At 39.1% G+C, this 24,765-nt stretch carries 22 protein-coding genes and 7 pseudogenes; 19 read left to right on the top strand and 10 right to left on the bottom strand.

Annotation, left to right across the window (positions count from 1 at the left end; all coding sequences use genetic code 11):
* The first annotated feature begins 54 nt into the window (after window positions 1-54).
* The 8 genes and pseudogenes from yjeM (at window position 55) to LA20531_RS02270 (ending at window position 7,946) form a co-directional block, all read left to right on the top strand.
* Window positions 55-1,554, top strand: a complete 1,500-nt coding sequence (gene yjeM, locus LA20531_RS02305; RefSeq protein ID WP_056940712.1) for a glutamate/gamma-aminobutyrate family transporter YjeM — start codon at window positions 55-57, stop codon at window positions 1,552-1,554.
* Between the two features lie 70 nt (window positions 1,555-1,624).
* The gene (locus LA20531_RS02300) at window positions 1,625-1,990 is read left to right on the top strand and encodes a pyridoxamine 5'-phosphate oxidase family protein (RefSeq protein ID WP_056940713.1); all 366 of its coding nucleotides are present in this window, start codon (window positions 1,625-1,627) and stop codon (window positions 1,988-1,990) included.
* A gap of 270 nt (window positions 1,991-2,260) precedes the next feature.
* A pseudogene (locus tag LA20531_RS12040) lies at window positions 2,261-2,467 on the top strand (IS110 family transposase); the annotation flags it as partial.
* Window positions 2,466-2,897 carry a restriction endonuclease gene (locus LA20531_RS02290; protein ID WP_082589051.1) on the top strand — a complete coding sequence of 144 codons (432 nt, stop codon included), beginning with the start codon at window positions 2,466-2,468 and terminating at the stop codon, window positions 2,895-2,897. The pseudogene LA20531_RS12040 and the gene LA20531_RS02290, both read left to right, overlap by 2 nt.
* 92 nt (window positions 2,898-2,989) lie before the next feature.
* Window positions 2,990-3,376, top strand: a pseudogene (locus tag LA20531_RS02285) (ASCH domain-containing protein).
* Between the two features lie 301 nt (window positions 3,377-3,677).
* Window positions 3,678-4,315, top strand: a pseudogene (locus LA20531_RS02280) (NAD(P)H-binding protein).
* A 248-nt stretch (window positions 4,316-4,563) separates the two neighbouring features.
* Complete coding sequence (locus LA20531_RS02275; protein ID WP_056940620.1) at window positions 4,564-5,928, top strand: FAD-dependent oxidoreductase; 1,365 nt, start codon at window positions 4,564-4,566, stop codon at window positions 5,926-5,928.
* A 272-nt stretch (window positions 5,929-6,200) separates the two neighbouring features.
* Window positions 6,201-7,946, top strand: coding sequence for an oligopeptide ABC transporter substrate-binding protein (locus LA20531_RS02270; protein ID WP_056940621.1), 1,746 nt, complete (start codon window positions 6,201-6,203; stop codon window positions 7,944-7,946).
* A 108-nt stretch (window positions 7,947-8,054) separates the two neighbouring features.
* Here LA20531_RS02270 and LA20531_RS02265 read toward each other — a convergent pair whose 3' ends face one another.
* Window positions 8,055-8,288 (bottom strand): hypothetical protein, encoded by a 234-nt coding sequence (locus tag LA20531_RS02265; protein ID WP_013438316.1) that lies wholly within the window; start codon window positions 8,286-8,288, stop codon window positions 8,055-8,057.
* A gap of 148 nt (window positions 8,289-8,436) precedes the next feature.
* On the opposite strand from LA20531_RS02265, the gene LA20531_RS02260 reads away from it, so the two are divergent.
* Genes LA20531_RS02260 through LA20531_RS02245 form a run of 4 tightly spaced genes read left to right on the top strand, consistent with a single transcriptional unit; the run spans window position 8,437 to window position 11,374 of the window.
* Window positions 8,437-9,096: an amino acid ABC transporter permease gene (locus tag LA20531_RS02260; protein WP_013438315.1), complete on the top strand. Its 660-nt coding sequence runs from the start codon at window positions 8,437-8,439 to the stop codon at window positions 9,094-9,096.
* Window positions 9,077-9,751 (top strand): amino acid ABC transporter permease, encoded by a 675-nt coding sequence (locus tag LA20531_RS02255; RefSeq protein ID WP_013438314.1) that lies wholly within the window; start codon window positions 9,077-9,079, stop codon window positions 9,749-9,751. The genes LA20531_RS02260 and LA20531_RS02255 overlap by 20 nt, the downstream gene beginning before the upstream one ends.
* Before the next feature lie 9 nt (window positions 9,752-9,760).
* Entirely contained in the window at window positions 9,761-10,501 is a 741-nt protein-coding gene (locus LA20531_RS02250) for an amino acid ABC transporter ATP-binding protein (protein ID WP_056940622.1), read from the top strand.
* A 12-nt stretch (window positions 10,502-10,513) separates the two neighbouring features.
* Window positions 10,514-11,374, top strand: a complete 861-nt coding sequence (locus LA20531_RS02245; RefSeq protein ID WP_013642223.1) for a transporter substrate-binding domain-containing protein — start codon at window positions 10,514-10,516, stop codon at window positions 11,372-11,374.
* Between the two features lie 46 nt (window positions 11,375-11,420).
* Here the strand turns inward: LA20531_RS02245 and LA20531_RS02240 are convergent.
* Window positions 11,421-11,531: pseudogene (locus tag LA20531_RS02240) on the bottom strand (DNA methyltransferase); the annotation flags it as partial.
* A gap of 125 nt (window positions 11,532-11,656) precedes the next feature.
* On the opposite strand from LA20531_RS02240, the pseudogene LA20531_RS02235 reads away from it, so the two are divergent.
* A pseudogene (locus tag LA20531_RS02235) lies at window positions 11,657-12,478 on the top strand (IS30 family transposase).
* Between the two features lie 134 nt (window positions 12,479-12,612).
* Window positions 12,613-13,434: pseudogene (locus LA20531_RS02230) on the top strand (IS30 family transposase).
* 94 nt (window positions 13,435-13,528) lie between these two features.
* Here the strand turns inward: LA20531_RS02230 and LA20531_RS02225 are convergent.
* The 4 genes from LA20531_RS02225 to LA20531_RS02210 are packed head-to-tail and all read right to left on the bottom strand — an operon-like array spanning window position 13,529 to window position 15,657.
* The gene (locus tag LA20531_RS02225; protein WP_056940414.1) at window positions 13,529-13,762 is read right to left on the bottom strand and encodes a hypothetical protein; all 234 of its coding nucleotides are present in this window, start codon (window positions 13,760-13,762) and stop codon (window positions 13,529-13,531) included.
* Between the two features lie 14 nt (window positions 13,763-13,776).
* Window positions 13,777-14,100 (bottom strand): metal-sulfur cluster assembly factor, encoded by a 324-nt coding sequence (locus tag LA20531_RS02220; RefSeq protein ID WP_056940415.1) that lies wholly within the window; start codon window positions 14,098-14,100, stop codon window positions 13,777-13,779.
* Window positions 14,100-14,981, bottom strand: coding sequence for an L-serine ammonia-lyase, iron-sulfur-dependent, subunit alpha (sdaAA, locus tag LA20531_RS02215; RefSeq protein ID WP_056940416.1), 882 nt, complete (start codon window positions 14,979-14,981; stop codon window positions 14,100-14,102). The genes LA20531_RS02220 and sdaAA overlap by 1 nt, the downstream gene beginning before the upstream one ends.
* Window positions 14,982-14,994: 13 nt before the next feature.
* A complete protein-coding gene (locus tag LA20531_RS02210; RefSeq protein WP_056940417.1) occupies window positions 14,995-15,657 on the bottom strand; it encodes a serine dehydratase beta chain in 663 nt (220 codons plus the stop codon).
* A 226-nt stretch (window positions 15,658-15,883) separates the two neighbouring features.
* Here LA20531_RS02210 and LA20531_RS02205 point away from each other — a divergent pair, with 226 nt between their 5' ends.
* The 3 genes from LA20531_RS02205 (at window position 15,884) to LA20531_RS02195 (ending at window position 17,159) form a co-directional block, all read left to right on the top strand.
* A complete protein-coding gene (locus LA20531_RS02205) occupies window positions 15,884-16,177 on the top strand; it encodes a hypothetical protein (protein WP_013438308.1) in 294 nt (97 codons plus the stop codon).
* Window positions 16,178-16,278: 101 nt separating this feature from the next.
* Complete coding sequence (locus tag LA20531_RS02200; protein WP_014565994.1) at window positions 16,279-16,575, top strand: hypothetical protein; 297 nt, start codon at window positions 16,279-16,281, stop codon at window positions 16,573-16,575.
* A 65-nt stretch (window positions 16,576-16,640) separates the two neighbouring features.
* Window positions 16,641-17,159, top strand: coding sequence for a GNAT family N-acetyltransferase (locus tag LA20531_RS02195; RefSeq protein WP_056940418.1), 519 nt, complete (start codon window positions 16,641-16,643; stop codon window positions 17,157-17,159).
* Window positions 17,160-17,400: 241 nt separating this feature from the next.
* Here the strand turns inward: LA20531_RS02195 and LA20531_RS11495 are convergent, their stop codons facing one another.
* From LA20531_RS11495 to LA20531_RS02180, 3 genes and pseudogenes are all read right to left on the bottom strand, one after another.
* Window positions 17,401-17,577: a hypothetical protein gene (locus LA20531_RS11495; protein ID WP_224430214.1), complete on the bottom strand. Its 177-nt coding sequence runs from the start codon at window positions 17,575-17,577 to the stop codon at window positions 17,401-17,403.
* Window positions 17,578-17,617: 40 nt separating this feature from the next.
* Window positions 17,618-18,942 (bottom strand): annotated as a pseudogene (locus tag LA20531_RS02185) (ClC family H(+)/Cl(-) exchange transporter).
* A 125-nt stretch (window positions 18,943-19,067) separates the two neighbouring features.
* Window positions 19,068-21,689 (bottom strand): cation-translocating P-type ATPase, encoded by a 2,622-nt coding sequence (locus LA20531_RS02180; protein WP_056940419.1) that lies wholly within the window; start codon window positions 21,687-21,689, stop codon window positions 19,068-19,070.
* Between the two features lie 238 nt (window positions 21,690-21,927).
* Here LA20531_RS02180 and LA20531_RS02175 point away from each other — a divergent pair, with 238 nt between their 5' ends.
* Together LA20531_RS02175 and LA20531_RS02170 are read left to right on the top strand one after the other, a co-directional pair.
* Window positions 21,928-23,154, top strand: coding sequence for a CPBP family intramembrane glutamic endopeptidase (locus LA20531_RS02175; protein ID WP_056940420.1), 1,227 nt, complete (start codon window positions 21,928-21,930; stop codon window positions 23,152-23,154).
* A 188-nt stretch (window positions 23,155-23,342) separates the two neighbouring features.
* The gene (locus LA20531_RS02170; protein WP_056940421.1) at window positions 23,343-24,068 is read left to right on the top strand and encodes a Fic family protein; all 726 of its coding nucleotides are present in this window, start codon (window positions 23,343-23,345) and stop codon (window positions 24,066-24,068) included.
* A 58-nt stretch (window positions 24,069-24,126) separates the two neighbouring features.
* Here the strand turns inward: LA20531_RS02170 and pyrE are convergent, their stop codons facing one another.
* On the bottom strand, window positions 24,127-24,765 hold the full coding sequence (pyrE, locus tag LA20531_RS02165) for an orotate phosphoribosyltransferase (protein ID WP_013642214.1): 639 nt from the start codon (window positions 24,763-24,765) through the stop codon (window positions 24,127-24,129).

Raw genomic sequence — 24,765 nt, 5'->3', positions numbered from 1 at the left:
TCAATGATTCATAATAGGTAATGTTTGTTTTTATAAAGGAGTTGTTTTTTATTTATGGAGAAGAAAGATAATCAGGTCAAAATTAGACTTGGCAGCCTAGTTTTGATGATTTTCTCTTCTATTTTTGGATTTAGTAATTCACTGACGGCCTTTTACCAGATGGGATACTCAAGTATCATTTGGTACATCGTAACCGCCTTTTTATTCTTCTTACCATCCGCACTGATCTTCGCGGAATATGGTGCAGCCTTCAAAGGTATCAGAGGTGGTATCTTCTCATGGCTTGAAGGATCAACTAATGAAAAAGTAGCATTTATCGGAACTTTTATTTGGCTATCCGCTTGGGTTATCTGGCTGGTATCTTCTACTCAGTTCTTCTTGGTATCAGTCTCAACCGCTGTTTTCGGACATGACACAACCCAAAGCTGGCACTTATGGGGATTATCTTCAACCCAGTTATTAGGTATCTTAGAAGTTATCTTCTTAGCAATCGTAACTTTTTGTGCCGCTAAGGGAATTGATAAAATAAAGGCGATCAATAATATTGGTGGTATCTTTACTTTGGCAATTGCCATCGGCTTTACGGTTGTTTCATTATTTGTATTCATTTTGAATCATGGACAATTGGCTGAACCAGTTACTGCACAAAACTTGGTTCATTCACCCAACCCATCATTCCAATCACCAATCGCAATTATTTCATTCACCGTTTATGCATTGTTTGCTTACGGTGGTCTTGAAACTACTTCAGGTGTTATTGACTCAGTTGATAAGCCAGAAAAGACTTACCCAAAGGGTTTGATTATTGCCATGGTAATGATGACTGCACTTTACGTAGTTAACATTTTCATGTGTGGTGTTGCCGTTAACTGGAACAAGGACTTAGGTGTTAAAGGCGTTGACCTTGCTAACGTAGAATATGTTTTGATCAACAACATTGGTGTTGTTACTGGTAAGAGCTTGGGCTTGTCACATTCAGAATCCCTCGCAATTGGTTCCGCATTCTCACACTTTGCCGGAATTGCCGACGTTTTGTCAGGTATCGCTGCCGCATTCTTGATGGTTTACTCACCAATCAAGTCATTTATCGAAGGCTGTGATCCACGTCTTTTGCCAAAGAAGTTAGTTGAACTCAACAAGCACGGGATGCCTGAACGTTCAATGTGGGTACAAGCAATTATCGTAAGCATCATCATCTTATTCATTTCATTCGGTGGTAACGCTGCTGGTCAATTCTACACAATATTGATGGACATGATGAATGTTTCTTCATCAGCACCATACTTGTTCTTGATTGCTGCATTCCCATTCTTCAAGGCCAGGAAGGATTTGGATCGTCCATTTGTCTTCATCGAAGGTAAAAAGAAAGTTTGGGCAACTACCATTGTCGTTTGGTTAGTTGTTGCCATCGGTATTATCTTTACTTGTATCGAACCACTCTTTACTGGCGATTATCAAACTTCATTCTGGACTGCAATTGGTCCCGTCGCATTCGGTCTTGTTGCGTGGATTTACTATTCATATCGCGAACATAAGGAAAAAGTTTTAAACTAATCGGTAAACATTTCTATCAAGTGTGTTATAATGAAAGAAAGAAAGATATAGAAAGGATTCTGAGTTAATCATGAAAAAATTAGATACAAACAAACTCACTGATGAACAAATAAAGTTCTTTAATGAACACTTGGCATACATGGCAACTGTCAACAAGGAAGGTAAGCCAGCAGTTGGTCCTAAAGGTTCACTTAAGGCCATTGACGCAACTACTGTTCAATATTTAGAAAAGACTAAGTCTGAAGCTTTTGCCAACTTGAAGAATGGTTCAGAAGCAGCTATCGTAGTTGCCGATGTCCCAACTCACAAGGCATTACGTGTTAGAGGCTTTGCTGAAATTCATGAAGATGATGACTATGCCAAAAATATTTTAAAGGACACCAAGTTTCCTAATGCATTTGTAGTCAATATCAAAATTGATGAAATTGATGCTTAATTGAAAATTTTTCTGGCTCTTTGTCAAACACCCTAAAGTATTAAAGGTAGATAGAAACATGACGATGTTTTTATCTACCTTTTTTCTTATACTTAGATTGAGGTTGAGGTCGACAACAGAATGGAATATTAAATTCGACTGTCAAACGGGCCCATAAATGTTTATTTTCAATCAAACTAGATTAAGGGTGTGGATCTCAGAGATCGTATAATCAAGAAATGGAGCTGAAAATAAATATTTGCCTCAATTGATTTAAAACGGGGTGATTAGGTGAATATTATTGGTATTGATGTTAGTCAAGGTGAAAGTCATGCCACTTTGATAACAAAAGAAGCGGAAGAAATAGCTTTTAAATTTAAGCATAATAAGAGCGGTTTCCAAATATTAAACCCGGTACAATAATAATATTTGAAACTACAGGTGTTTATTCGGCTCAGCTTACTACTTATTTAAAAAAATAAAAAGGTCAAATTTTATGGATAGATTCGAAAAGATGATGATTAATCTTTTAAGTAAGATGGGCTATAAAGGTCCAGATGGTGATGCATGGGTCACTCAGAAAACCAATGATGGCGGAATTGATGGGATTCTTAATCAAGATCCACTTGGATTGCGCAAAGTCTTGATACAAGTAAAACGCTATGAAGAGGGAAACAATGTAGGTCGTCAAACTATCAGTCAGTTTCATGGTGATCTTGATTTGCAAGGTGCTGATAGAGGCGTGTTTATCACTACATCTTCGTTTACTAAGGGTGCAGAAATGGCAGCTAAGACTTTTAATATAAAGTTGATTGATGGTGATACTTTAACTAAGTTGATGATTGATTACAAGGTTGGAGTTCAAGTCCAGAAGACTTACGAATTGTTTGAAATTGATAATGACTTCTTTGATAAGAAAGATAATTAAACATTTAATTTAGAGAACAATGTTCTCTTTTTTAGTTGGCTTTATATAAAACACTAATTTTAGTGCTAGCTAAGCAAAATACGGAGGTAGCAATGAAGGCACTATCGGTACGTGGCAATTACATCATGGATATAATTGCCGACAAGAAGAAAATTGAATATAGAACGTGAAAAACAAACTATCGTGGACCACTTCTGATGTGTTCGACTGCTAAAAAGGTGGCAGATTCTGCACCTGGTTACGCAATTTGTGTCGTGAATTTGAAGAGCATTCAATATTTTCCGCTTGAAGATCTCTACTATTGGAATATCGAACTTGCCGATGTGATCAAGCCGATTCATGTGAAAGGTCAGCTCAAGCTCTTCAATGTTGATGATGATCTGATTAAGCCGATTAGTAGAAAAGAGTTTGAAAAAGAAGTACAACCGTTGATTTATACGCCGAAGAGAAGGAAGAAAAGTAATAAAATAGAGAGTTAGTAGGTTTAAATCCCTCACACTCCTTAGAATAATAGAGGTAAGAAATGAATAAAGAGATACGTAAATACTATAAAAGTGCTGTGCTAGCTTTAATTATTGGCTTAGCTGTTTGGGCAATAAGAATGTTATTACAAATGTATTTAGGATAGTTGGTAAATGAAAAAAGCTGTCGTTCAATATCAACGACAGCTTTTTACTATGCATCCCCCGTATAACCCATATCAAGAATCGGTAATTTTCTAACCTAGCTACGTCACCTATAATTTCAATTGAACTGATGAATGAATAGGTGGTATGAAATATGAAAATTCTTATCGCAGGTGTAACTGGTCGTGTGGGCACACTTTTAACCCATAATTTATTACAAGATGGACATGAAATCATTGCCGGAGCGCGTCATCCCGAAATAGTAGAAAATAATGATCGCATCACTCCAGTTAAGTTTGATCTTCACGAAAGCGTCGTAGAGATGACTAAAGCAATCAAAGGTGCGGAGGCAATTTACTTCACAGCAGGTTCAGGTGCTAAAGATTTGCTCCAAGTCGATGCATTCGGTGCAGTTAAGTTGATGCAAGCCGCTGAAAAAGATGGCATTAAACGCTTTGTCATGCTTAGCGCACTGTTCTCACTTGAACCAACCAAGTGAAGAACTGTTAAGGGCCTCGATGGTTTAACCGACACAATATCGCTAAGTTATTTGCTGATAACTACTTGATTCATAACACTGATTTGGATTACGCAATTTTGCAACCAACGGTAATGACCGACAAGCCTGGCACTGGCAAGATCACCGTTGATGAAGGAAAGTTTGGCTACAATCCGGCTGAAGATGTAGCCAGAACTTTAGTCGACATTTTGAAGTGCAAAAACACAAACCGCAAGATCATCAAGATGCGTGAAGGTGACACGCCAATTGACGATGCCTTGAGTCGCGTTTAATCAATAAACTCCTCCTTGAAAAATAGCAATTAATAAAAACAGATTAAATCACAACAAAATAAATAAAAATTTTTTAAAAGCAGGTATTGATAAAATACTTGTTTTTTCCTGCTATATAAGGATAAATTAAATAATAAGTGTTAGCTTATGGACACTTCGCTGTTTTTGTCCAAGCAGGATAACTTTACCAATCCCTGAAAGAGGTTATAATGAAGATGTTAACCAAATAAACAGGAGGTTTGAAATATATGGATAAGAGAAAAGTAATTATTGTTGGTGCTTCACACGGTGGTCATGAATCTGCCATCGAATTATTAGATAAATACGATGACGTTGATGTAACTGTTTATGAAGCCGGCGACTTTATTTCATTCATGTCATGCGGAATGCAACTTTATCTTGAAGGCAAAGTAACTGCTAAAGATGACGTACGCAACTTTGCACCCGAAGACGTTGAAGCTAAAGGCGGCCATGTCTACGCTAACCACGAAGTAACTGCTATTCATCCAGACGACAAGACTGTAACCGTTAAGGACGTCGTTAGCGGCAAAGAAAGCCAAGTAGAATACGACAAATTGATCTTGTCTTCCGGCGTAACTCCTAAGACCTTGCCAGTACCAAACAGAGATCTAAAGAACATCTTCTTAATGCGTGGTCGCGACTGGGCAACCAAGTTGAATGTTGCCAAAGATGATCCAGCTATCAAGAATGTTGTAGTCATTGGTGCCGGCTATATTGGTATCGAAGCAAGTGAAGTCTTTGCTAAAGCCGGCAAGCATGTAACTTTAATGGATATGATCGATCGTCCTTTGGGCACTTACCTTAACCCCGAACTTACCAATATCTTGGAGCCTGTATTTAAGGATCACATGGATCTTAAGATGAACGCTAAAATTACTGGCTTTAAGGGTGAGGACAAAGTTTCTGGCGTTGAAACCGACCAAGGCGTAGTTCCTGCAGATTTGGTCATCGTTTCTGCTGGTGTAACTCCTAATACTACATGGTTAAAGGGTACCGTTGATCTTGATCAAAGAGGCTGGATTAAGACTGACCCATACCTTAGAACCAATGTTAAGGATGTTTATGCAATCGGGGATGCCATCTTGCCACTTTCAATCCCTGCAGGCAAGCCAATGCCAATTGCTTTGGCAACAACTGCCCGCCGCGAAGCACAATACTTGGTAGATCACCTATTTGAAGCTAAGCCAGACAAGGCCTTCAAGGGTGTCATCGGTGCTTCCGCATTGAGCGTCTTTGACTATCACTTTGCTACAGCAGGTTTGAACCAATTTTCAGCTAAGAGAAATGACGTTCCATACGCAACCAGCTTCTATGAAGACTCAATGCGTCCAGCTTATATTCCTGAAAAAGACAATCCTAAGGTTTACGTAAGTTTGACCTTCAATCCATACAATCACCAAATTTTAGGTGGTGCTGTTCTTTCTAAGTATGATATTACTGCACAAGGCAACGTTTTAGCTTTGGCAATTAGTCACAAGATGACGCTTGAAGACTTGGCTGAGCAAGACTTCTTCTTCCAACCTGGATTTGATCGTCAATGGAGCTTACTCAACTTGGCTGCACAACACGCCTTAGGTTTAGCTAAATTCTAAAAAATAAAATTTTCTGTTGACAAACTGTATTTGCAAGATTAGTTTAATATTAAATTTATTTAAGAAAGGAGCTACATATCATGTTAGAATCACAAAGCGCATTAACAGTAGAATTACGACGCCGCCACCAAAATGATGGTTTATTTGTGATCCTAAATTATGGTGTGCGGCGATCCTAATCTCAGATAATTGATTTACTAATTATTCTATGAAGGTTCACATTCCTTAATTGGGATGTGGGCCTTTTTATTTTTTAGAAAAGAGAAACGACTATGAAAGCTATTAAATTTATCAGTACTACCAGTTTACTTATTGGTGCAGCTTTAAGTTTAACTGCATGTGGTCAAAATAATAAGAATGCAGCCAAGCCTGCGAATAAGTTTCCTGAACAAACCCCTCAAAAGATAGCAAAACAGGGTGGGACTTTAACCTATGCTATTGAAACTGATACTCCTTTTAAAGGAATTTTTGATAGTCAGTTATCAGTTGATCAAGTGGATTCAGACGTAATGCAATTTGGTAATGAGGCTTTGTTCGATACTGATAATCAATATAAGATTACTAATAAAGGCCCAGCTACTTTTAAATTAGACAAGAAAGCCAAGACAGTAACAATTACTGTTAAGAAAGGAGTTAAGTGGTCCGATGGCAAGCAAGTGGTTGCTAAGGATTTGGAATATCCATATGAAATGACTGCCAATAAAGCTACCAACAGTCTACGGTACTCAGATTCTCTAGCTAATATCGTAGGAATGAAAGCCTATCACAATGGCAAAGCGAAAACTATTTCAGGCATAACTTATCCTGATGGTGAAAATGGCAGAACTATTGTCATTCATTTTTTAGCAATGAAGCCAGGGATGTTGCAATCTGGTAATGACTATTTTATTGAAACGGCAGCTCCATATCATCATTTAAAGGATGTACCTTTCAGTAAATTAGTTTCATCAGATCAAATCAGAAAAGATCCATTATTCTTTGGACCATATAAAGTTAGTAAAGTTGTCAGAGGTCAGTCAGTAACTTGGGTTCCCAATAAATATTATTGGAGAGGCAAACCAAAGTTGAATAAGATTGTGGCGCAAGTTGTTTCGACTAAATCAGCCAGTCAAGCAATTAAGAGTCACAAGTTTGATATTGCAGATGTAGTTAACTCTGATTGGCAAGCCGTTAAGAACGCTAAGAATACTAACTTTATTGCTAAGATCCCTCTTGCATATAGTTACTTAGGCTTCAAAGTCGGGAAGTGGGAGAATGGCAAGAATGTCATGGACAAGAATTCTAAGATGAATAATAAATCTTTGCGGCAAGCAATCGCTTATGCGATGAATATTAATCAAGTTGAAAAGAGATACACGCAAGGTTTGACTTTCAGAGTGCCAACTTTGATTCCTGCTCAATTTGGCGATTACTTCGATAAAAATGCAAAAGGCTTTCCATACAATTTAAAGAAAGCCAACCAATTATTGGATAAAGCTGGCTACAAGAAGAAAGGCAAATGGAGGGTTCAACCTAATGGCAAGCCTTTGAATATTCACCTGGCCGCAATGACAGGTTCCGCAGTGCAAGAGCCGATTATTCAGAATTATATTCAACAGTGGCATAAAATCGGCTTGCATGTCAGCTTAACTGGTGGCAGATTAATTGAGTTCAATTCCTTCTACGACAAACTGGACCACGATGATAAAAATGTCGATATGTTTATGGCAGCTTGGTCATTGTCATCAGAGCCTTCACCAAGAGGGATGTACAGCGAAACTAACCCAATGAATGACTCTAGATTCGTTACCAAGGAAAACAATAAATTGCTTGATGAAATTGATTCTACTAAGGCATTCAATCACAAGTACCGGGTAGCAGCTTTTCATAAATGGCAACAATATATGAATGATGAAGCTTATATTGTGCCAATGACTAACTCTTATGCGATTCAAGCTGTTAATAATAAGATCGTGAACTACTCGTTAAAACCAGCAGCTGCAAATAGTGTTTGGTACAAAGTAGGCTTTAGTAAGTAGTTAATTTCTTAACGTTAAAGATGGTGTTCGTTTGAATTATGAGACTGGTAATAGTCGAATAGAATAAAAAGAAAATGATTCAATACCACTCAAGGTACTGAATCGTTTTTAATTTGCAATCAAAATTTTCCAAAGTGAACTGCTAGTGTACCAGTTCTGGGGCTGAATAGCCGCTAAGCTAGCTACAATGATGAAGATGCCACCAATGGCAATAGATAAGGCAAAGATGTAATTAACCATGGTGAACTGCGAACTTTCATTAATAGATTGGCGCAAAATATGGATAGCAAGCGCAACTAAAATCATCCCTATTGAGATACCGATTTGGTAAAAAACATACATCAACTTTTCCCCAGTCTTTTTAAATCTGTTAAATATTATATGATTTTTTTGAATAATAAACAAAAATTAAAGTTAAATTTGACTTATATTAATAAGTCTATTATTATTCACACTAAAGTATGATGTTTCATGAATGAGAGGTATATAAATGGACTGGACCATTATACAGCAGGCATTGCCAGCATATGGGCATGGCTTCGTTCTTACCGTTTGGCTCTCATTGGTTGGGATTATTGGCTCAATCATTGTTGGAGTCATTGCAAGTTTGCTGCAATACTTTAAGACCCCGATCTTAAGTCAGATTGCAACAGCTTATGTCGAATTGGCACGCAATACACCGCTTTTAATTCAACTTTTCTTTTTGTATTATGCATTTCCAGTAATTGGTTGGCGAATGTCATCAATTACTGCCGGAATTATCGGTTTGATTTTCCTTGGGGGAGGCTATATGGCTGAAGGGTTCACCGGTGGCTTTCAAGGGGTAACGGATAGTCAAATCAATTCTGGCGAAGCTTTAGGAATGAATCGCTTTCAATTAGCAAGATACGTTGTGTTCCCGCAAGGATTTGCCTTAAGTATGCCAGCTTTGGCAGCTAATGTGATTTTTCTTATTAAGGAAACATCTATCTTTACAGTGATTGCGATTCCAGAATTGACTAATACCGCATTGGACCTAATAGGAATGTATTACCGGTCTAACGAATATCTTTTAATGTTGGTTATCGGCTATGCGATTATTATGATTCCAGTAATTTTGCTTTTAAACTGGCTAGAAAGGAAAGTTCGTTATGGCGCATTCGGGGATTAATGTCTTATTTAGCGGCAGCAACTTTGATCGGCTATTAGTTGGTTTATGGACCTCTATTTGGATTGCTGCTTTGTCAATTATCATTGGATTGCTTATTGGAACTATATTCGGTGTTCTTCGGACAATGCCGAATAAAATAATTCGTTGCATTTTAAGAGTCTACATGGAGATCTTTAGGATTTTACCTAGCGTAGTTTTACTTTATTTGGTTTATTATATTTTGCCTCGTAGCTTGCATATTAATTGGCCGGGTACTTGGATGGCAGTCTTAGCTTTTTCGCTTTGGGTAGCAGCAGAGTTCAGCGATATTGTTCGTGGGGCTTTGCAATCCGTGCCATTAGCTCAAAAGGAAAGTGGCTTGGCATTGGGTTTGAGTAAGATGCAGCTTTTCTTGTATGTTTTGTTACCTCAAGCATTCAAATTAGAGTTACCAGCTACGATCAACTTAGCAACAAGAGTAATTAAAACAACTTCTATTTTAATGTTGATCAGTGTAATGGATGTTATCAATGTGGGACAACAAATTATTGAAGCAAATAATCAAAAATTCCCAACAGGTGTTTTCTGGGTTTATGGTTTGATTTTCTTCTTTTACTTTATCCTGGATTATCCTTTATCAGTATGGGCAAAGAGTTTAATGGCAAAGCAAAAATAGGTGAGAAAAATGACTGAAGAAATTTTAAAAGTGGAACATCTAAACAAGTTTTATGGTGACTGGCAAGTACTTCACGATATTAGCTTTAATTTGAAAAAGGGTGAAGTTTTGGCGATTCTGGGTCCCTCAGGTTCAGGTAAATCAACACTCTTAAGAACACTGAATGGTTTGGAAAATTATAAAAATGGTGAGATTGTCTTTCATGGTAAAAAGGTCCAGTCCTCTCCAAAAGAATGGCAAGCTATTCGACAAAAGATTGGCATGGTTTTTCAATCATATGATCTTTTTCCAAACCTAACAGTAATGCAAAATATTCTTTTGGCACCTACAAAGGTCCAAAAACGGGATCGAGCAGAAGTAGAACAAGAAGCACATCATTTGTTAAAACGGGTAAATATGGATCAATATGCTGACACGTATCCTCGAGAATTATCTGGTGGTCAACAACAAAGAGTGGCAATTGTCCGTACTTTAGCTATGAAGCCTGAAGTTATTCTACTTGATGAAATTACTGCATCTCTTGACCCTGAAATGGTTCGTGGTATTGAAGATATTGTTAAAAAACTTTCAGAAAATGATCATATGACAATGATTTTAGTTACTCACCAAATGAACTTTGCTAAACGTGTCGCTGATCAAGTCCTCTTTTTGGAAAAAGGCAGGATTATTGAGAAAACTCCTTGTGAACAGTTCTTTACTGAACCACAATCTGAAAGAGCTCAGCAATTCCTCACTGATATGGACTTCTAGGGGGATGAAACTATGAGTGGACGAAAGATATTCAACACTATTATTAGTGTAATTGCCGCTGTCGTAGTGTTAGCTTCAGCTTATATGGGTTTAACTAAACCATATCTAGCTCGTTCTGCTGGTGGTAGCGGTTGGAGTAACAATAATAGTGTGACCCAAATTAAGCGTCGAGGTTATATTCGAATTGGTGTTTATGGCGACTTACCACCATATGGTTGGGTTAACTCTCAAGGCAAACGGGTTGGTTTTGATTTGCGACTTGCACGAGAATTAGCTAAAGAATTAGGTGTGAAACCACGATTTACCCAACTTAACGGAAATAACCGGGTTGACGCATTGAATTCTAATAAAGTAGATATGGTCTTAGCCAACTTTACCAAGACTCCAGAAAGAGCAGAAGTAGTAGATTTTGCCCATCCTTACATGAAAGTATCAACTGGTGTCGTTTCACCTAAGAGTCACCCGATTACCAGTGAAAAGCAATTGCGAGGGAAACAATTGATTCTTTTGAAAGGATCAACGGGTGAAAACTACTTTGCTAACCGTCCTGGAATAAAGCTTTTACGTTTTGATTCAGAAACCCAGCAATTTAATGCAATGAAAAATAAGCGAGGAGCTGCATTAGCTGATGATAACTCCTACTTATATGCCTGGATTAAAAAGAATCCGCAATATGTAGTAGGAATTAGATCAATTGGTCCTCACCAATTTATTGCACCTGCTGTTAAGAAGGGTAACAAATCTTTATTGAAGTGGACTAATAAACAAATCAATCGTTTGACTGCTGAAGGTTTCTTCAAGAAAGATTACCAAATTGAACTTAAACCATACTTTGGTAAAGGAATTGTGCCTAGCGACATTTTATTAAAGTAAATCAAAAATGAAAAGAGAAGTAATTCAAACTTGGAATTACTTCTCTTTATTCTATGCCAAAGTATTTTTTAGCTGCGTCGCTCATCTTATTTGGTGACCAAACAGGGTACCAGACGAATTCGACGTCTACATTTTTAACTTCTTCGACCTGTTCTACTTCTGCTTTGATTTTATCAAGGCCGATTGTAAAATTAAATTGAACACTTTGTAAAAAATAAAAGCCCATCTGGGCCTGTTTGATAGAATGTTAATAACCACAAAAACTTCTATTGGAGGTCAAAAATGGACTCTTTATATTCTACCATGAATCAGCGCATTAAAGGTAAACACTTATCATTCGAAGAGCGGGTTATTATCCAAACTCGTATCAAAGACGGCTTCTCTCTTAGAGCTATTGCACGTGAACTTGGTTGTTCCCCGTCTACCATCAGCTATGAAGTCAAACGCGGTACTGTTTCTCTTTATCATGGCAAACAGAGCCGGTACAAGGCTGATCACGGTCAAAGCGTTTATCAGGCTAATCGACACCATTGTGGCCGCAAATCAGACTTCTTGAAGAAATCTGATTTTATCGAATATGTTAACAAGCATTTCTCTGAAGATAACTGGTCGCTTGATGTATGTGTCAATCGCAGTTTGGTTTTAGGACATAAGACTAGAGATGATCAAGTACTGCTGACTTTGTCTGAGCGAATGAGTCGCGAGTTTTTAATCTTGCGGATTCCCGATAAGACCGCTGCCAGTGTCATGCATGCTTTTAGAACGCTTCAAAAACAATACAGCGAGCACTGGAACGACATCTTCAAGACAATCACTACTGATAATGGCTCGGAGTTCGCGGATTTAGCTAATTTAGAGCAAGTCTCTAAAACGCTTGTTTACTATGCTCATCCATATACTTCTTGCGATAAAGGCACTGTTGAAAGACATAACGGCCTTATTCGTAGGTTCATACCTAAAGGTGATTACATCAATAACTATTCTCTTAAAGACATCATTAATATTGAAACCTAGTGCAATTCACTGCCGAGAAAGATCTTAGCATATCATACCCCAGATGAAATCTTTAAAAAGGAATTGGATCGTATCTATCAAACAGCATAAGTGTTCAATTTATTATTGCAATTTACGAAGGCCGATTGTAAAATTAAATTGAACACTTTGTAAAAAATAAAAGCCCATCTGGGCCTGTTTGATAGAATGTTAATAACCACAAAAACTTCTATTGGAGGTCAAAAATGGACTCTTTATATTCTACCATGAATCAGCGCATTAAAGGTAAACACTTATCATTCGAAGAGCGGGTTATTATCCAAACTCGTATCAAAGACGGCTTCTCTCTTAGAGCTATTGCACGTGAACTTGGTTGTTCCCCGTCTACCATCAGCTATGAAGTCAAACGCGGTACTGTTTCTCTTTATCATGGCAAACAGAGCCGGTACAAGGCTGATCACGGTCAAAGCGTTTATCAGGCTAATCGACACCATTGTGGCCGCAAATCAGACTTCTTGAAGAAATCTGATTTTATCGAATATGTTAACAAGCATTTCTCTGAAGATAACTGGTCGCTTGATGTATGTGTCAATCGCAGTTTGGTTTTAGGACATAAGACTAGAGATGATCAAGTACTGCTGACTTTGTCTGAGCGAATGAGTCGCGAGTTTTTAATCTTGCGGATTCCCGATAAGACCGCTGCCAGTGTCATGCATGCTTTTAGAACGCTTCAAAAACAATACAGCGAGCACTGGAACGACATCTTCAAGACAATCACTACTGATAATGGCTCGGAGTTCGCGGATTTAGCTAATTTAGAGCAAGTCTCTAAAACGCTTGTTTACTATGCTCATCCATATACTTCTTGCGATAAAGGCACTGTTGAAAGACATAACGGCCTTATTCGTAGGTTCATACCTAAAGGTGATTACATCAATAACTATTCTCTTAAAGACATCATTAATATTGAAACCTAGTGCAATTCACTGCCGAGAAAGATCTTAGCATATCATACCCCAGATGAAATCTTTAAAAAGGAATTGGATCGTATCTATCAAACAGCATAAGTGTTCAATTTATTATTGCAATTTACGAACTCACTAATTAAATAAAAAGAATATAAAAAATGCTTAGTACCTAGTTGGTATTAAGCATTTTTGTTTAGCCTATAATGAGCATTCTCCAGAATTGACTACTGGTGTACCAGTTGTGCGGCTGAATTGCGGCCAGGCTGGCGATAATGATTAAAACGCCAGCCGTTGAGATCGAAATGGAAAAGATGAAGTTAGTGAAATTGGCAGGGTAGCTGCTTTTGCTACATCCCCTGAAGATGTAAAGTGCAAGACCCACGAAAAAGAAACCTACAAAAATCCCGATTTGATACCAAATATCCATTACTACTCCCTTAATTAATCCTTCTTTTCATAACCAAAATACTTCTTTGCGGCGTCGCTCATACGGTCCGGCGACCAAACCGGATACCAGACAAATTCTACGTCCACGTTTTTTACTTCTTCAACTTTTTTAACTTCTTTAGTGATTGCATCGATTAAAAAGCCGATCAAGGGACAGGCTGGAGTGGTCAAAGTCATGTTGATTAAGCAGATGCCATCTTCGTCCAAGTCGATACCATAGATTAAGCCTAAATTAACCACGTCGACGTTTAATTCAGGGTCGATCACCTGAGCGAGGTGGTTAATGATGTCGTTTTTGATTGTTTCGCCGTCTCTCATTATGCATCCTCACCAAAAATCTTTGCTTTGATTGCTTGTCCGGTTGGCGTACCAGCTAAGCCACCGATTCCTGTTTCGCGTAGGGATGCTGGCATTTGGTGGCCAACTTTTTTCATGGCATCGATACATTCGTCAGCCGGAATTACACTAGTGCATCCCGCCAGCGCCATATCTGCCGCAATCAAGGCGTTCCCAGCACCAATCGCATTTCTTTTCACGCAAGGCACTTCAACCAGTCCTGCAATAGGGTCACAAACAAGGCCAAGCAAATTCGACATTGCAATCGATAAAGCCTGTGCACTTTGTTCGGCGGAGCCGCCAGCTGCTTCAACTGCCGCAGCCGCACCCATGGCAGAGGCAGAGCCTACTTCAGCTTGGCAGCCGCCAGTAGCACCAGCGATTTCGGCGTTGTTGGCGATCACCATGCCAAAGCCACCGGCAGTGAACAAGAAGCGAATCATTTGCTCCTCAGTTAAGTTGAGTCGTTTTTCTAATAAAAACAAGACACCAGGCAAGGTGCCGGATGAACCCGCTGTTGGCGTAGCACAAATGACACCCATTGCCGCATTAACTTCGTTAGTTGCAACAGCATTCTGTACGGCAGTCATGATCGTGTCGCCAGAAAGGGTGTGGCCTTTCTCAATATATTTCTTGATCTTCACGGCCTCACCGCCAGTTAAGCCAGTGCTAGAAAACACACCATTGCCGCTGCGACCTTTTTTCACCGCATCGCGCATGGTTTCCAGATTGTATTTCATTTTGTTCCAGACTTTTTCACGAGGTAAGCCTGACATTTGGCATTCTTGTTCAATGATCAATTCAGAGATAGGTTTGCCTGTTTTTTCGGAGTCGGCGACAATTTCTTTAATGTGGTTGTACATGATTTCATCCTATCTATAAACAAATGATGTGAGGATATTTCTTCCGTAATTCACCAGTTAAGGCTGGTTTGAAGTAATTTTGGATATCGTACTCATAGATGTAACAAGCGTGCGACTTGTAGATTCTTTTTTCCTTAAAAGGGGCCTTGAGTTTCAAAAAGTCAGATAAGGATCCCTCGTGATTAAGTTTTCTCTCAAAATCAACTAAGATCACGATTGGTAGAGAACCAGCTGGCTTGATGTTGATGCCGTGTAAGACGATGTCGCGCACTTCGATGGCACCGCCACCGATAGAGCAGCCTGATAATTGGGCATTCTTTTCACCATCTGACATGTCCAAAATCGCAGTGTTAGGGTGGCCGATGGGGCTTTGGCCTTCTTCTTCAACAAAGCGAATATCGATTCCGCATTGGCGCGCAATCTCAGGTGCTCGCGGCACACGCAAATCCTCTGTAGTAAAGCCCAAGATTCCTGCAGCGATGGCATAGTCAGTACCATGTCCGCGGTGCGTTTGCGCAAAAGAGCCATAATAATGAACAGTAACTTTTTTAGGTACGCCGCCGAACAAGCGGTTTCCTTCACGGCCAATGGCTACGGCACCGGCAGTGTGTGAGCTTGACGGTCCGACCATGACAGGTCCGATGATGTCAAAGACGCTCTTGTAACGATTCTCCATTGTAAGATCCCCTAATGTATTATAATTCTCGTTTCTCATTATAACGGATAATGGGAAATTGATAAGTAAAGATTGCGATGATTTTCAATCTTTTGAGAAATAGAGTAATCGTAATTACTGTAATTATAATTACTGAAATCTAACTAAAATAAAAATTTCTTATTCTTGTACATTTTCAGTATAATTTAGTAGCATAATAGAGATCATTTTTAGAGAAGGATAAATTATGACTAACGAAAAAGACAAATTGAAGCAAAATTTAGAGAAGGTTGCTGAAGAACGCGGCGACCAGCAAGCAGTATCTTATCAAGACTTGTTCAGTCCAATGTTCATGCAAAAGAATACCAGCTTTGCTACGATTGATGTGTTTGTAAGAGAACTTGGCTTGAAGGACTTCCAAGAGATCGAAAAGATTGATGACAAAGTAATCGACGATTTTGTCAAAAAAGAGACGAAATTTAATAATTGGCAAGAAATGCAACAGCGTGCGGTAAGCGAATACATGACTAGCTTATTTTAATAAAAAGTACCCCCTAAAGTCGGTTATGAGTTGATAAGAATGGTATCATTAATACAGTAGTAAATATATATTTTTGGCGTAGAAAGAAAAGGAAGAGAACGATGGAAGATAAAGAAATTGTTCAACAGATTGAACAGGGCGTCAAAGAATCAGAAAATTGGAGTGTATATCACCACTTAAAGGATAAGTTAGGTTATCCAGCATTAATGTTGCGTCAAACTAACACAAGTGCAAATAGTTTCGGCGTAAACATCGATATCTTTAAAGGATATGCTTACTTGTTCTTGGACAATGGTACACCTGCAGAACCTGGCAAGCCTTTCTCAGTGCAAGAGATGTCAGATTGGGTAGCTTTGAAAGAACTGCTTGACATCATTAAGCCTTATATAAAAAAATAAATCCATAAAAAATACGAATTTGCCATTGTGGCAAATTCGTTTTTATTTGTGGGAAAGGGATCAGAATGCAGAAGTACACAAGATTAGCAACTAAAGATGACTTGGCTGAGATTATGGCTATTATTGGGGATGCCAAGGTATTTTTGAAAAAGTCAGGCAGCATGCAATGGCAAAATGGCTATCCAAATGAAGAATCAATTTTAGATGATATTAAGAATGGTGATGGATATGTCTTAGTAGTTGGCGATAAGGTGGCTGGCTACACTGCCGCAATTACTGGTGTAGATCCCCATTATCTGAAAATTGAAGGTGGCAGCTGGAGCGACAACGATGATCCTTATACAACGATTCACCGCATTTGCTTGAGTTCAAATTATCAAGGTCAAGGCTTAAGTAGGATCTTCATGTCAGATATCATCAGTTTGGAATATGCGACCGGTATCAGAAACTTTCGTGTTGATACCCATCGTTTGAATAAGCCAATGCAAAAGCTGGCAACCGGCAACGGTTTTGAATATCGTGGTATTATCCAAGTCGATGATGAGGTTGATCCAGACCGCTTGGCTTACGAATTAAATATGTAGAAAATAAAAAGCCCATAATTGCTTCAAGAAGTAACAATTATGCGGCTTTTTTACTTTTCGTTATAAAGAGCTTTAACAGCATCGATATCACATCGTTGGATGGTGTAAGCACGTTGATCAGTAATGCAGAATTCATAACTGATGGTTAACTGTCGTTGTGCTCCAAACCAATAGCGTGACCCAATTCGTGTTCAGCACAGACAATGCAATTTCTGGATTTACTTGATCCAAGAAGAAGTTGTTAAGTGAAATGGTTGAACCTTGAACCGTAGAGGTAGCCACGTGGTACAGCAGGCAGTTGTGTGATACCAGCCCAACCAGTGTTGCTGTAGTTACCAGCGTTCACAATGATGTTGGCTTGGTGATAATCAGTAACTTGCTTAAAGTTGATGGCTTTAGTATCGTTCCAAGCGTTCATTGATACATCGGCTTTCTATTTAATTTTTTGCATTATCTAACTATTTGTAACCCATTTGCAAGCGTAAGGCCTCGTAAATTGGCTTGCCGCCAAGCAAGTCGAGTACGTAGTAAGAAATAAAGGTAACGATGATTAATGGCAAGACTTGTTGGACAGTACCGACCATTTCGGTTAACAACATGATCGCAGTAAAAGGTGCTTTTTCGATCGCGCCAAAGTAAGCGGCCATTGAAATAACCAAGATGTGAACGAAGTACATTGACGGAATGATGCCTAATTTAATCATGACGTTGGCACAGATCATGCCTAAGATCGTACCTAAAACCAGGATCGGCATGAAGATACCGCCAGGCACTGATGAACCATAAGACAGCATTGAGAAGACAAAACGAATGATGAAGAGAATGATAGGGATAATTACCAAACTCCATGGTCCAAGCAGTAATTGTGTGTCGAGCTTATGGTTGGACAAATCAGTGATCAAAACGTGTGAACCACCGAGCAGGTGAGAATTCCAAAGACCAACTGGAATAATCGAGATCAAAGGAATAATGCTGTGGTAGTAAGCAGGAATCTTCTTAAGTTTACTGAAGATGTAAGCAATGTATATTGGTAGCAGTAAGCTAAGAGTCCTAATACAATACCGATAATTGGCAAAGTCCAGTAGGCATTGATTGGGAAGTAGCCGCGAACTGGCAAGTATAAACATGGCTTGTTACCGAAGAACAGAATAGTCATGAAGTCAGCTGAGACGCTGGCGGCTAAAATTGAGACCACCTTTTTGGGTTTAAAGCTGAAGGAGATTTCTTCAACTAAGAACATTGCGCCGGCAATTGGTGCACTAAAGGCAGCCGCAAGTCCTGCCGCAACACCACATTCTTGCAGTTCCTTAATTTGATCTTTGTCTGATTCAAAGATGCTTTCGGCTAACCCTTGTCCAACCATGGCACCCATTTCAATACATGGACCTTCACGTCCCAGCATTAGGCCAGGGCAGATTGCCAGCAGACCACCAACAAATTTACGCCATAAGATTGACCACCATGGCATCTTGTTTTCACCTAAGAAAACAGCTTCAATTTGCGGTACACCAGAACCGACTAATTGATTCAAATATGGTTTAGTGATGTGACCTAGTACAAGGCAGATAACGATCATCAAGATAACATAGGGCACAAGCCACATTGGTTGTGCCGCCATCTTCGGGTAAATGAAGTTGAGGATCTGCATCGTATGGTCAATGACCCAGCGAAAGACGCTTACGATTAGACCGGTGATGATGCCTACAAGAATCGCCCGGTACAGGTGATAAGACATGTCACTGGAAAACGGTTTTCTTAAAATTTGTTTTGCAGTTTTTATCATAATTATTTCCTTATTACTGAAGTTTAGTACAACTTTATCTTATCACTGAAGTTTAGTACAACTTTATCTTATCACATGCAAACAGCCCTTGTTCAGGGCTGTTTGCATGTAATATTGAATAAAAATTATCTATTTTCTTGAACTACCTTAACAATTTGAATGATGATAGTAGGCATTAATGCTAACCCGATAATCCAAAGAAGTTGAGTGTTAGTCAATGGAGTTACGGCAAACAAGCTGTGAAGGCCTGGTACGAATAAAATCAATGCAAGCAATAATGTACCAACTGCAAAGGTAGCTAAGCTGTACCAGTTATTCTTAAAGCCAATTTTGAAAATGCTGTGCTGTGAACGGCAGTTGAAACCATGAAGCAAACGAGCAAAAGTCAAAGTTGAGAAGGCCATGGTACATGCGACAGCTGTACTAGTTTGACGACCAATCATGAAGGCTGCAATTACGCCAACTGAAATGATTGCCCCTTGAAGGGTAACTCTTGTTACCAAGTTTTTATCAAGAATACCAACCTTAGGATCACGTGGCTTTCTATCAAGAATGTCTGGTGCACCAGGTTCCACTCCGATTGCCAAAGCTGGAAGGGAGTCGGTTACCAAGTTGATGAACAAAAGCTGAACTGCGATAAATGGCACTGAAAAGCCACCAATTGAGGCAAAAAGTACAGTGATGATAGCAGATAAGTTACCTGAAAGAAGATACATAATTGCGTTCTTAATATTTTCAAAAACGGTCCGACCATTGGCAACAGCCTTGATTATTGTAGCAAAGTTGTCGTCGGCCAAGATCATGCTGGCTGCATCTTTTGATACTTCGGTACCGGTGATTCCCATAGCAACACCAATGTCGGCTTTCTTCAAGGCAGGGGCGTCGTTGACACCATCACCAGTCATAGAAACAATCTTGTCCTTCTTTTGCCATGCGTTAACGATGCGGATCTTGTTTTCTGGCGATACACGGGCATAAACGGCGATCTTTTCAATCTTTTGTTCAAGTTCTTCGTCGCTCATCTTATCAAGTTCGAGACCAGTAACGGCAATGTCGCCATCGCTAAAGATACCGATCTTTTTGGCAATGGCAACGGCAGTAACCTTGTGGTCACCAGTGATCATGACAGTACGGATATCGGCTTTTTTAGCACGAGCAACAGCTTCAATACTTTCTTCACGAGGTGGGTCCATTTCGGAAACCAAACCGATGAAAGTAAAGCCATGTTCAGTTTCAGGTGATAAGTCTCCGTCTTTTTCCTTATAAGCAAAAGTTAAAACACGTAAACCATTTTCTGAGAAGTGTTCGTTTTGCGCTAAAATTTTCTTCCTGTCTTCGTCGGTCATTGGACGGACTTCATCGCCGATGCGGATGTTGTCACAGCGGTCGAGCAGGACGTCAATGGCACCCTTAACGAAGATAGTAGGTACAGTGTGAATCAAGTGCTTGGTACTCATCAACTTACGGTCAGAGTCAAATGGCACTTCTTGTTGACGAGTTAAAAGACCACGCAAGTCATTTTCGGATAAACCAAGTTGGTTATTGCCAAGGTCAATGCCTGGCACCTTGCGGTACATTTCAAGTAAGGCTGATTCAGTTGGGTCACCGATGCTCTTGCCGTCTTTTAAGCTTGAGTCGTTGTTTAATACTGCGTCGTATAAAAGGTAGCGGTGTAATTGATTGCCTAAGTCTAGTTGATCAGGCTTTAAGACTTCGCCACCAATGTAGATGTCTTCAACGGTCATCTTGTTTTGGGTTAAAGTACCGGTTTTATCGGAACAAATAACGGAAACGGAACCTAAAGATTCAACGGCAGCCAAGTTCTTGATAATGGCATTTTCTTTGGCCATCTTTTGTGTACCCATAGCTTGCACGATGGTTACGATTGAACTCAAGGCTTCAGGAATTGCGGCTACAGCTAAGGCAACTGCAAAAAGAAGTGCATCCATAATCGGTTGACCGCGCCAGATTTGCAAGCCAAGTACGATGGCACAAATGATCAAAATTGCCGTGGCCAGTTTGGATGAGAACTTATCAAGTGAGACTTGAAGTGGGGTACGACGTTCCTTAGTTTCATTCATCAAGGAAGCGATCTTACCGATCTCGGTGTTCATCCCCGTGCCGGTAACTAACACATTAGCGCGGCCGTAAGTAACTAGTGAACTTGAGTAAACCATGTTGAGACGGTCACCCAATGGGATTTCATGATCGAAGTCAACGTCGGCCTTATCGATATTGGTTGATTCACCGGTTAAAGAACTTTCGTTAACTTGCAGAGAATAGTTATCCAAAATTCGTCCATCGGCAGTAACCATGTCGCCGGCTTCCAAAAGCATGATGTCGCCAGGTACAACGTCTTTTGAATCGATTTCGATCTTTTCACCATTGCGCAGAACTTTGGCACTAGGTGAGGACAGCGACTTGAGCGATTCAAGCGATTTTTCTGCTTTAACGTGCTGCACCGTTCCTAAAATTGCGTTTAAGATCAGTACGGCAATGATAACCAGCGTACTTTCTAAATCACCAGTAAAGGCAGAAATAACTGCGGCGATGATCAAGATGATGACCATCAAATCTTTAAACTGCTCTAAGAAAACTTGAAAGGCCGTTTTCTTTTTGCCTTCAACTAAGGCGTTTTTACCGTATTTGGCTAAGTTTTCTTCAGCCTGCTTAGTCGATAAACCATCGCTGCCGGTTTTAAACTCTTTTAAAACCTCGTCCTTGGTCTGTAAATAATACTGTTTCATATAATCCTCCAGAATTGGGCGTGTCTAGACAAAAAAAGAGACCATGCCCAAACTTAAAAAAGTTTATGCATAGTCTCACCATTTAAATTTACAGCGGAAATTGCTTTCGTGATATGACGCCGTAAATACAATTATTTGTCGGTTACTCCCTATATGTATATTAAAATTAAATCATACGACATTGTTCTTGGCAATAAAAAAATAATATAATTAAAAATCATAAATTGGAGGGGAAAATATGAATGAGGTGATTTTGCCGCGCAAACGCTGGCAACAAATCTTTAACGTGCAAATGATTTTTGCACTAATCGTAATAATTTTAGAAATGATTCCTAAGCGAGGACACGCTGCAGGTAATATTTTTCAGTTAGTATTCTTATGCTTAGTCATTGGTTTAAATTTTTACGTTCAATTTAAGTGTAAAAATCCTAGCAAGCTTAATCATGAGATTACTCGCTGGATAAATCTCTGGCTGTTTAGCGGTTATTTCATTGATGTCTGGTTAGCAATGGGTAATTATTTATTACTTAATTACAAACAACTGGAGATACTATGGGTCCTTTTGCTCTGGGCTGCCTATCTGGTTTTGTTATTACCACTAGCAGTTCTTTATGCCGGTGATCTAAAGAAATGGTATCTTCGATTAATTGCTGTTTATTTGCTTGATCAGCAATATGGGCCTGATCAATCATTATTGGTAAGCAAAAACTTGCGGATTATGCATTCCATTACCTGGCAAGGCGTAATTGCAGCGTTGGCTTTATTAATTTTAGCCTGCTTTTTAGGCTATGCCTGGGGCTATCGTTTCAATCCAAACTTAAAATTTGTCAAAAGTCGCAATTTTCAAATGTGGGTTTTCGTCATTGTCGTAGTTTTTGCTACGATTGATCTGTTTTACAATGCTTTCAGTGATTATGACAAAAATCTTTGGACAGTCTTCTTTGGCTACTCGATTAATATTTACGCAAAATATCTGACTATTCCAAATCTGACGTCCGCCATTGAGCCAGGGATTTTGGAAGAAACAGAACGCTATTTGATGGTTCTGATCTTTATTGCCGGCTTTAATCGTTTCCCTAAGTGGCGTGTGCCAATCGCAGTTTATGCGTCTGGTATTCTTTTTGGCTTGTCCCATGCTGGTAACGTTGGCTGGAACGGTGAAACCTTGTCTGCAACAGTTGCGCAAGTTATTGGTGTAATGGGTAGTGGCTTCTTATGGGCTGTTCTCTATCTTTACACTGGTAAATTATGGCTACCAATGATCTTTCACTTCTTAATGGATTATCTAGCTGATCTTCAGTCAGGTTGGAATTCAGCTGGTTGGCAATTTAGCGGCTGGACTACCGATTATATTTCAGAAATATTAATGGTAGCAGTGCCTTTGGCTTTTACGATCTGGATGATGTTTGGCCAAAGACGTGCTGTTTTAGAGGAAAATGCCAATCGTTTGCTTAACTTAAATTAAAAAAATACCGACATCTTATCATTAGGTAAGTGTCGGTATTTTAGTATCTAATTATTTATTACTTTTCAAACTTCTTGCCCCATGCCCATGGATCCTCGTGCCAGATCTTTAGTACATCGTTGTTTCAAAATATTGGCAATTTAACACAAAGTCGATTATGGTACTATGTTTTGTAAGGAGATGATGAAATGGAGTTCAAAGATAAATATCATCTAATAACAGAGCAAAATAAAAGGTATGCTAAATCAAATTTAGCACGTTTAGTTTTCGCAAATACTAGATTTGAAGGACTTTCTACTACATTACCTCAGACAGAGATAATAGTTTCTGGATTAGGAGTAGATGGAGTACCAGTTGATGATATAAATACAATCGTTCAATTAAAAAGAGGCTGGCAATATATTATTAACGAAACCAAGCCACTTTCTCTACGAATCGAAAAAAATATAAATCTAATTGTTGCTAGAGACGATGCAGTATTTCCTGGAGAATTAAGAACGGGTAGTGGTTTGGTAGCTAGCTATAAAGGGGATTTTGTTCCACCAGAAAATATTAGTGAAGATGAAGAAGAAAAATATCTAAATGACTTAATTAACAGCGATCGCTCTGCAACAGATAAGGCATTAACTTTAATGTTCCATAACATGAGACAGCAAATATTTTGGGATCGAAATAAACGATCAGCTATTTTGGCCGCAAATAAATTAATGATTGAAAATGGTGCCGGTCTGATTGCCGTGCCCGAAGATAAATATCCAACTTTTCTAAGAAAAATTTCTGATTACTATCTTTCTAATGACATGAAAGAAGTAAAAGAATGGACCTATAAAAATGGAATTCAGGGCATCGAGTTAAGAAATAAAAAGTCTGAAGATACTAAGATTGATCCTAACTTACAGAAATATTTAAATTAAAAAACACCGGCATCTTATCATTTAGATAAGTGTCGGTATTTTAGTATCTAATTATTTATTACTTTTCAAATTTCTTGCCCCATGCCCATGGATCCTCGTGCCAGGTCTTCAAGACATCGTATTGTTCACTTGAGATGTGGCCTGATTCGTTTTCCTTCTTAAGAAGTTCTGGGTAGGAAAGAAGTGGAGCATACTTAACGCCGCTCTTAGCAAAGTTTTCCTTGGCGTCTGGCAAGTAGTAGGTGAAGATTGAAGATACGCCGATTACGTTGCCACCGTCTTTTTCAGTTGCCTTAACAGCGTTCAAAACTGAGCCACCAGTAGTGATTAAGTCGTCAATTAAAACAATCTTGTCGTCTTTTGAAAAGCAACCTTCGATTTGACGACCCTTGCCATGATCCTTTGGTTTTGGACGAACGTAGATCATTGGCAAATGAAGCTTGTCAGCAACCCAAGCTGCGTGAGGGATGCCGGCTGTGGCAACACCGCCGATGATTGTAGCTTCTGGAAATTCTTTTGCAATCAAATTAGCCAAATCACTGGCAATCATATCGCGCAATTCTGGGTAAGATACAGTCAAACGCAAGTCAGTGTAGATTGGTGAAAGCATCCCACTAGCATAAGTAAATGGCTTGTCAGGTGAGATAGTGATGATTTTTTCTTGGATAAGTTGAGAAATAATTTGATCTTTATGCAT

Origin of the sequence: Lactobacillus amylovorus DSM 20531 (assembly GCF_002706375.1) — a bacterium.
Lineage (GTDB): Bacteria > Bacillota > Bacilli > Lactobacillales > Lactobacillaceae > Lactobacillus > Lactobacillus amylovorus.
Note: the sequence above shows the minus strand (reverse complement) of the source record. Positions and strands in the feature narration are given on the sequence as shown.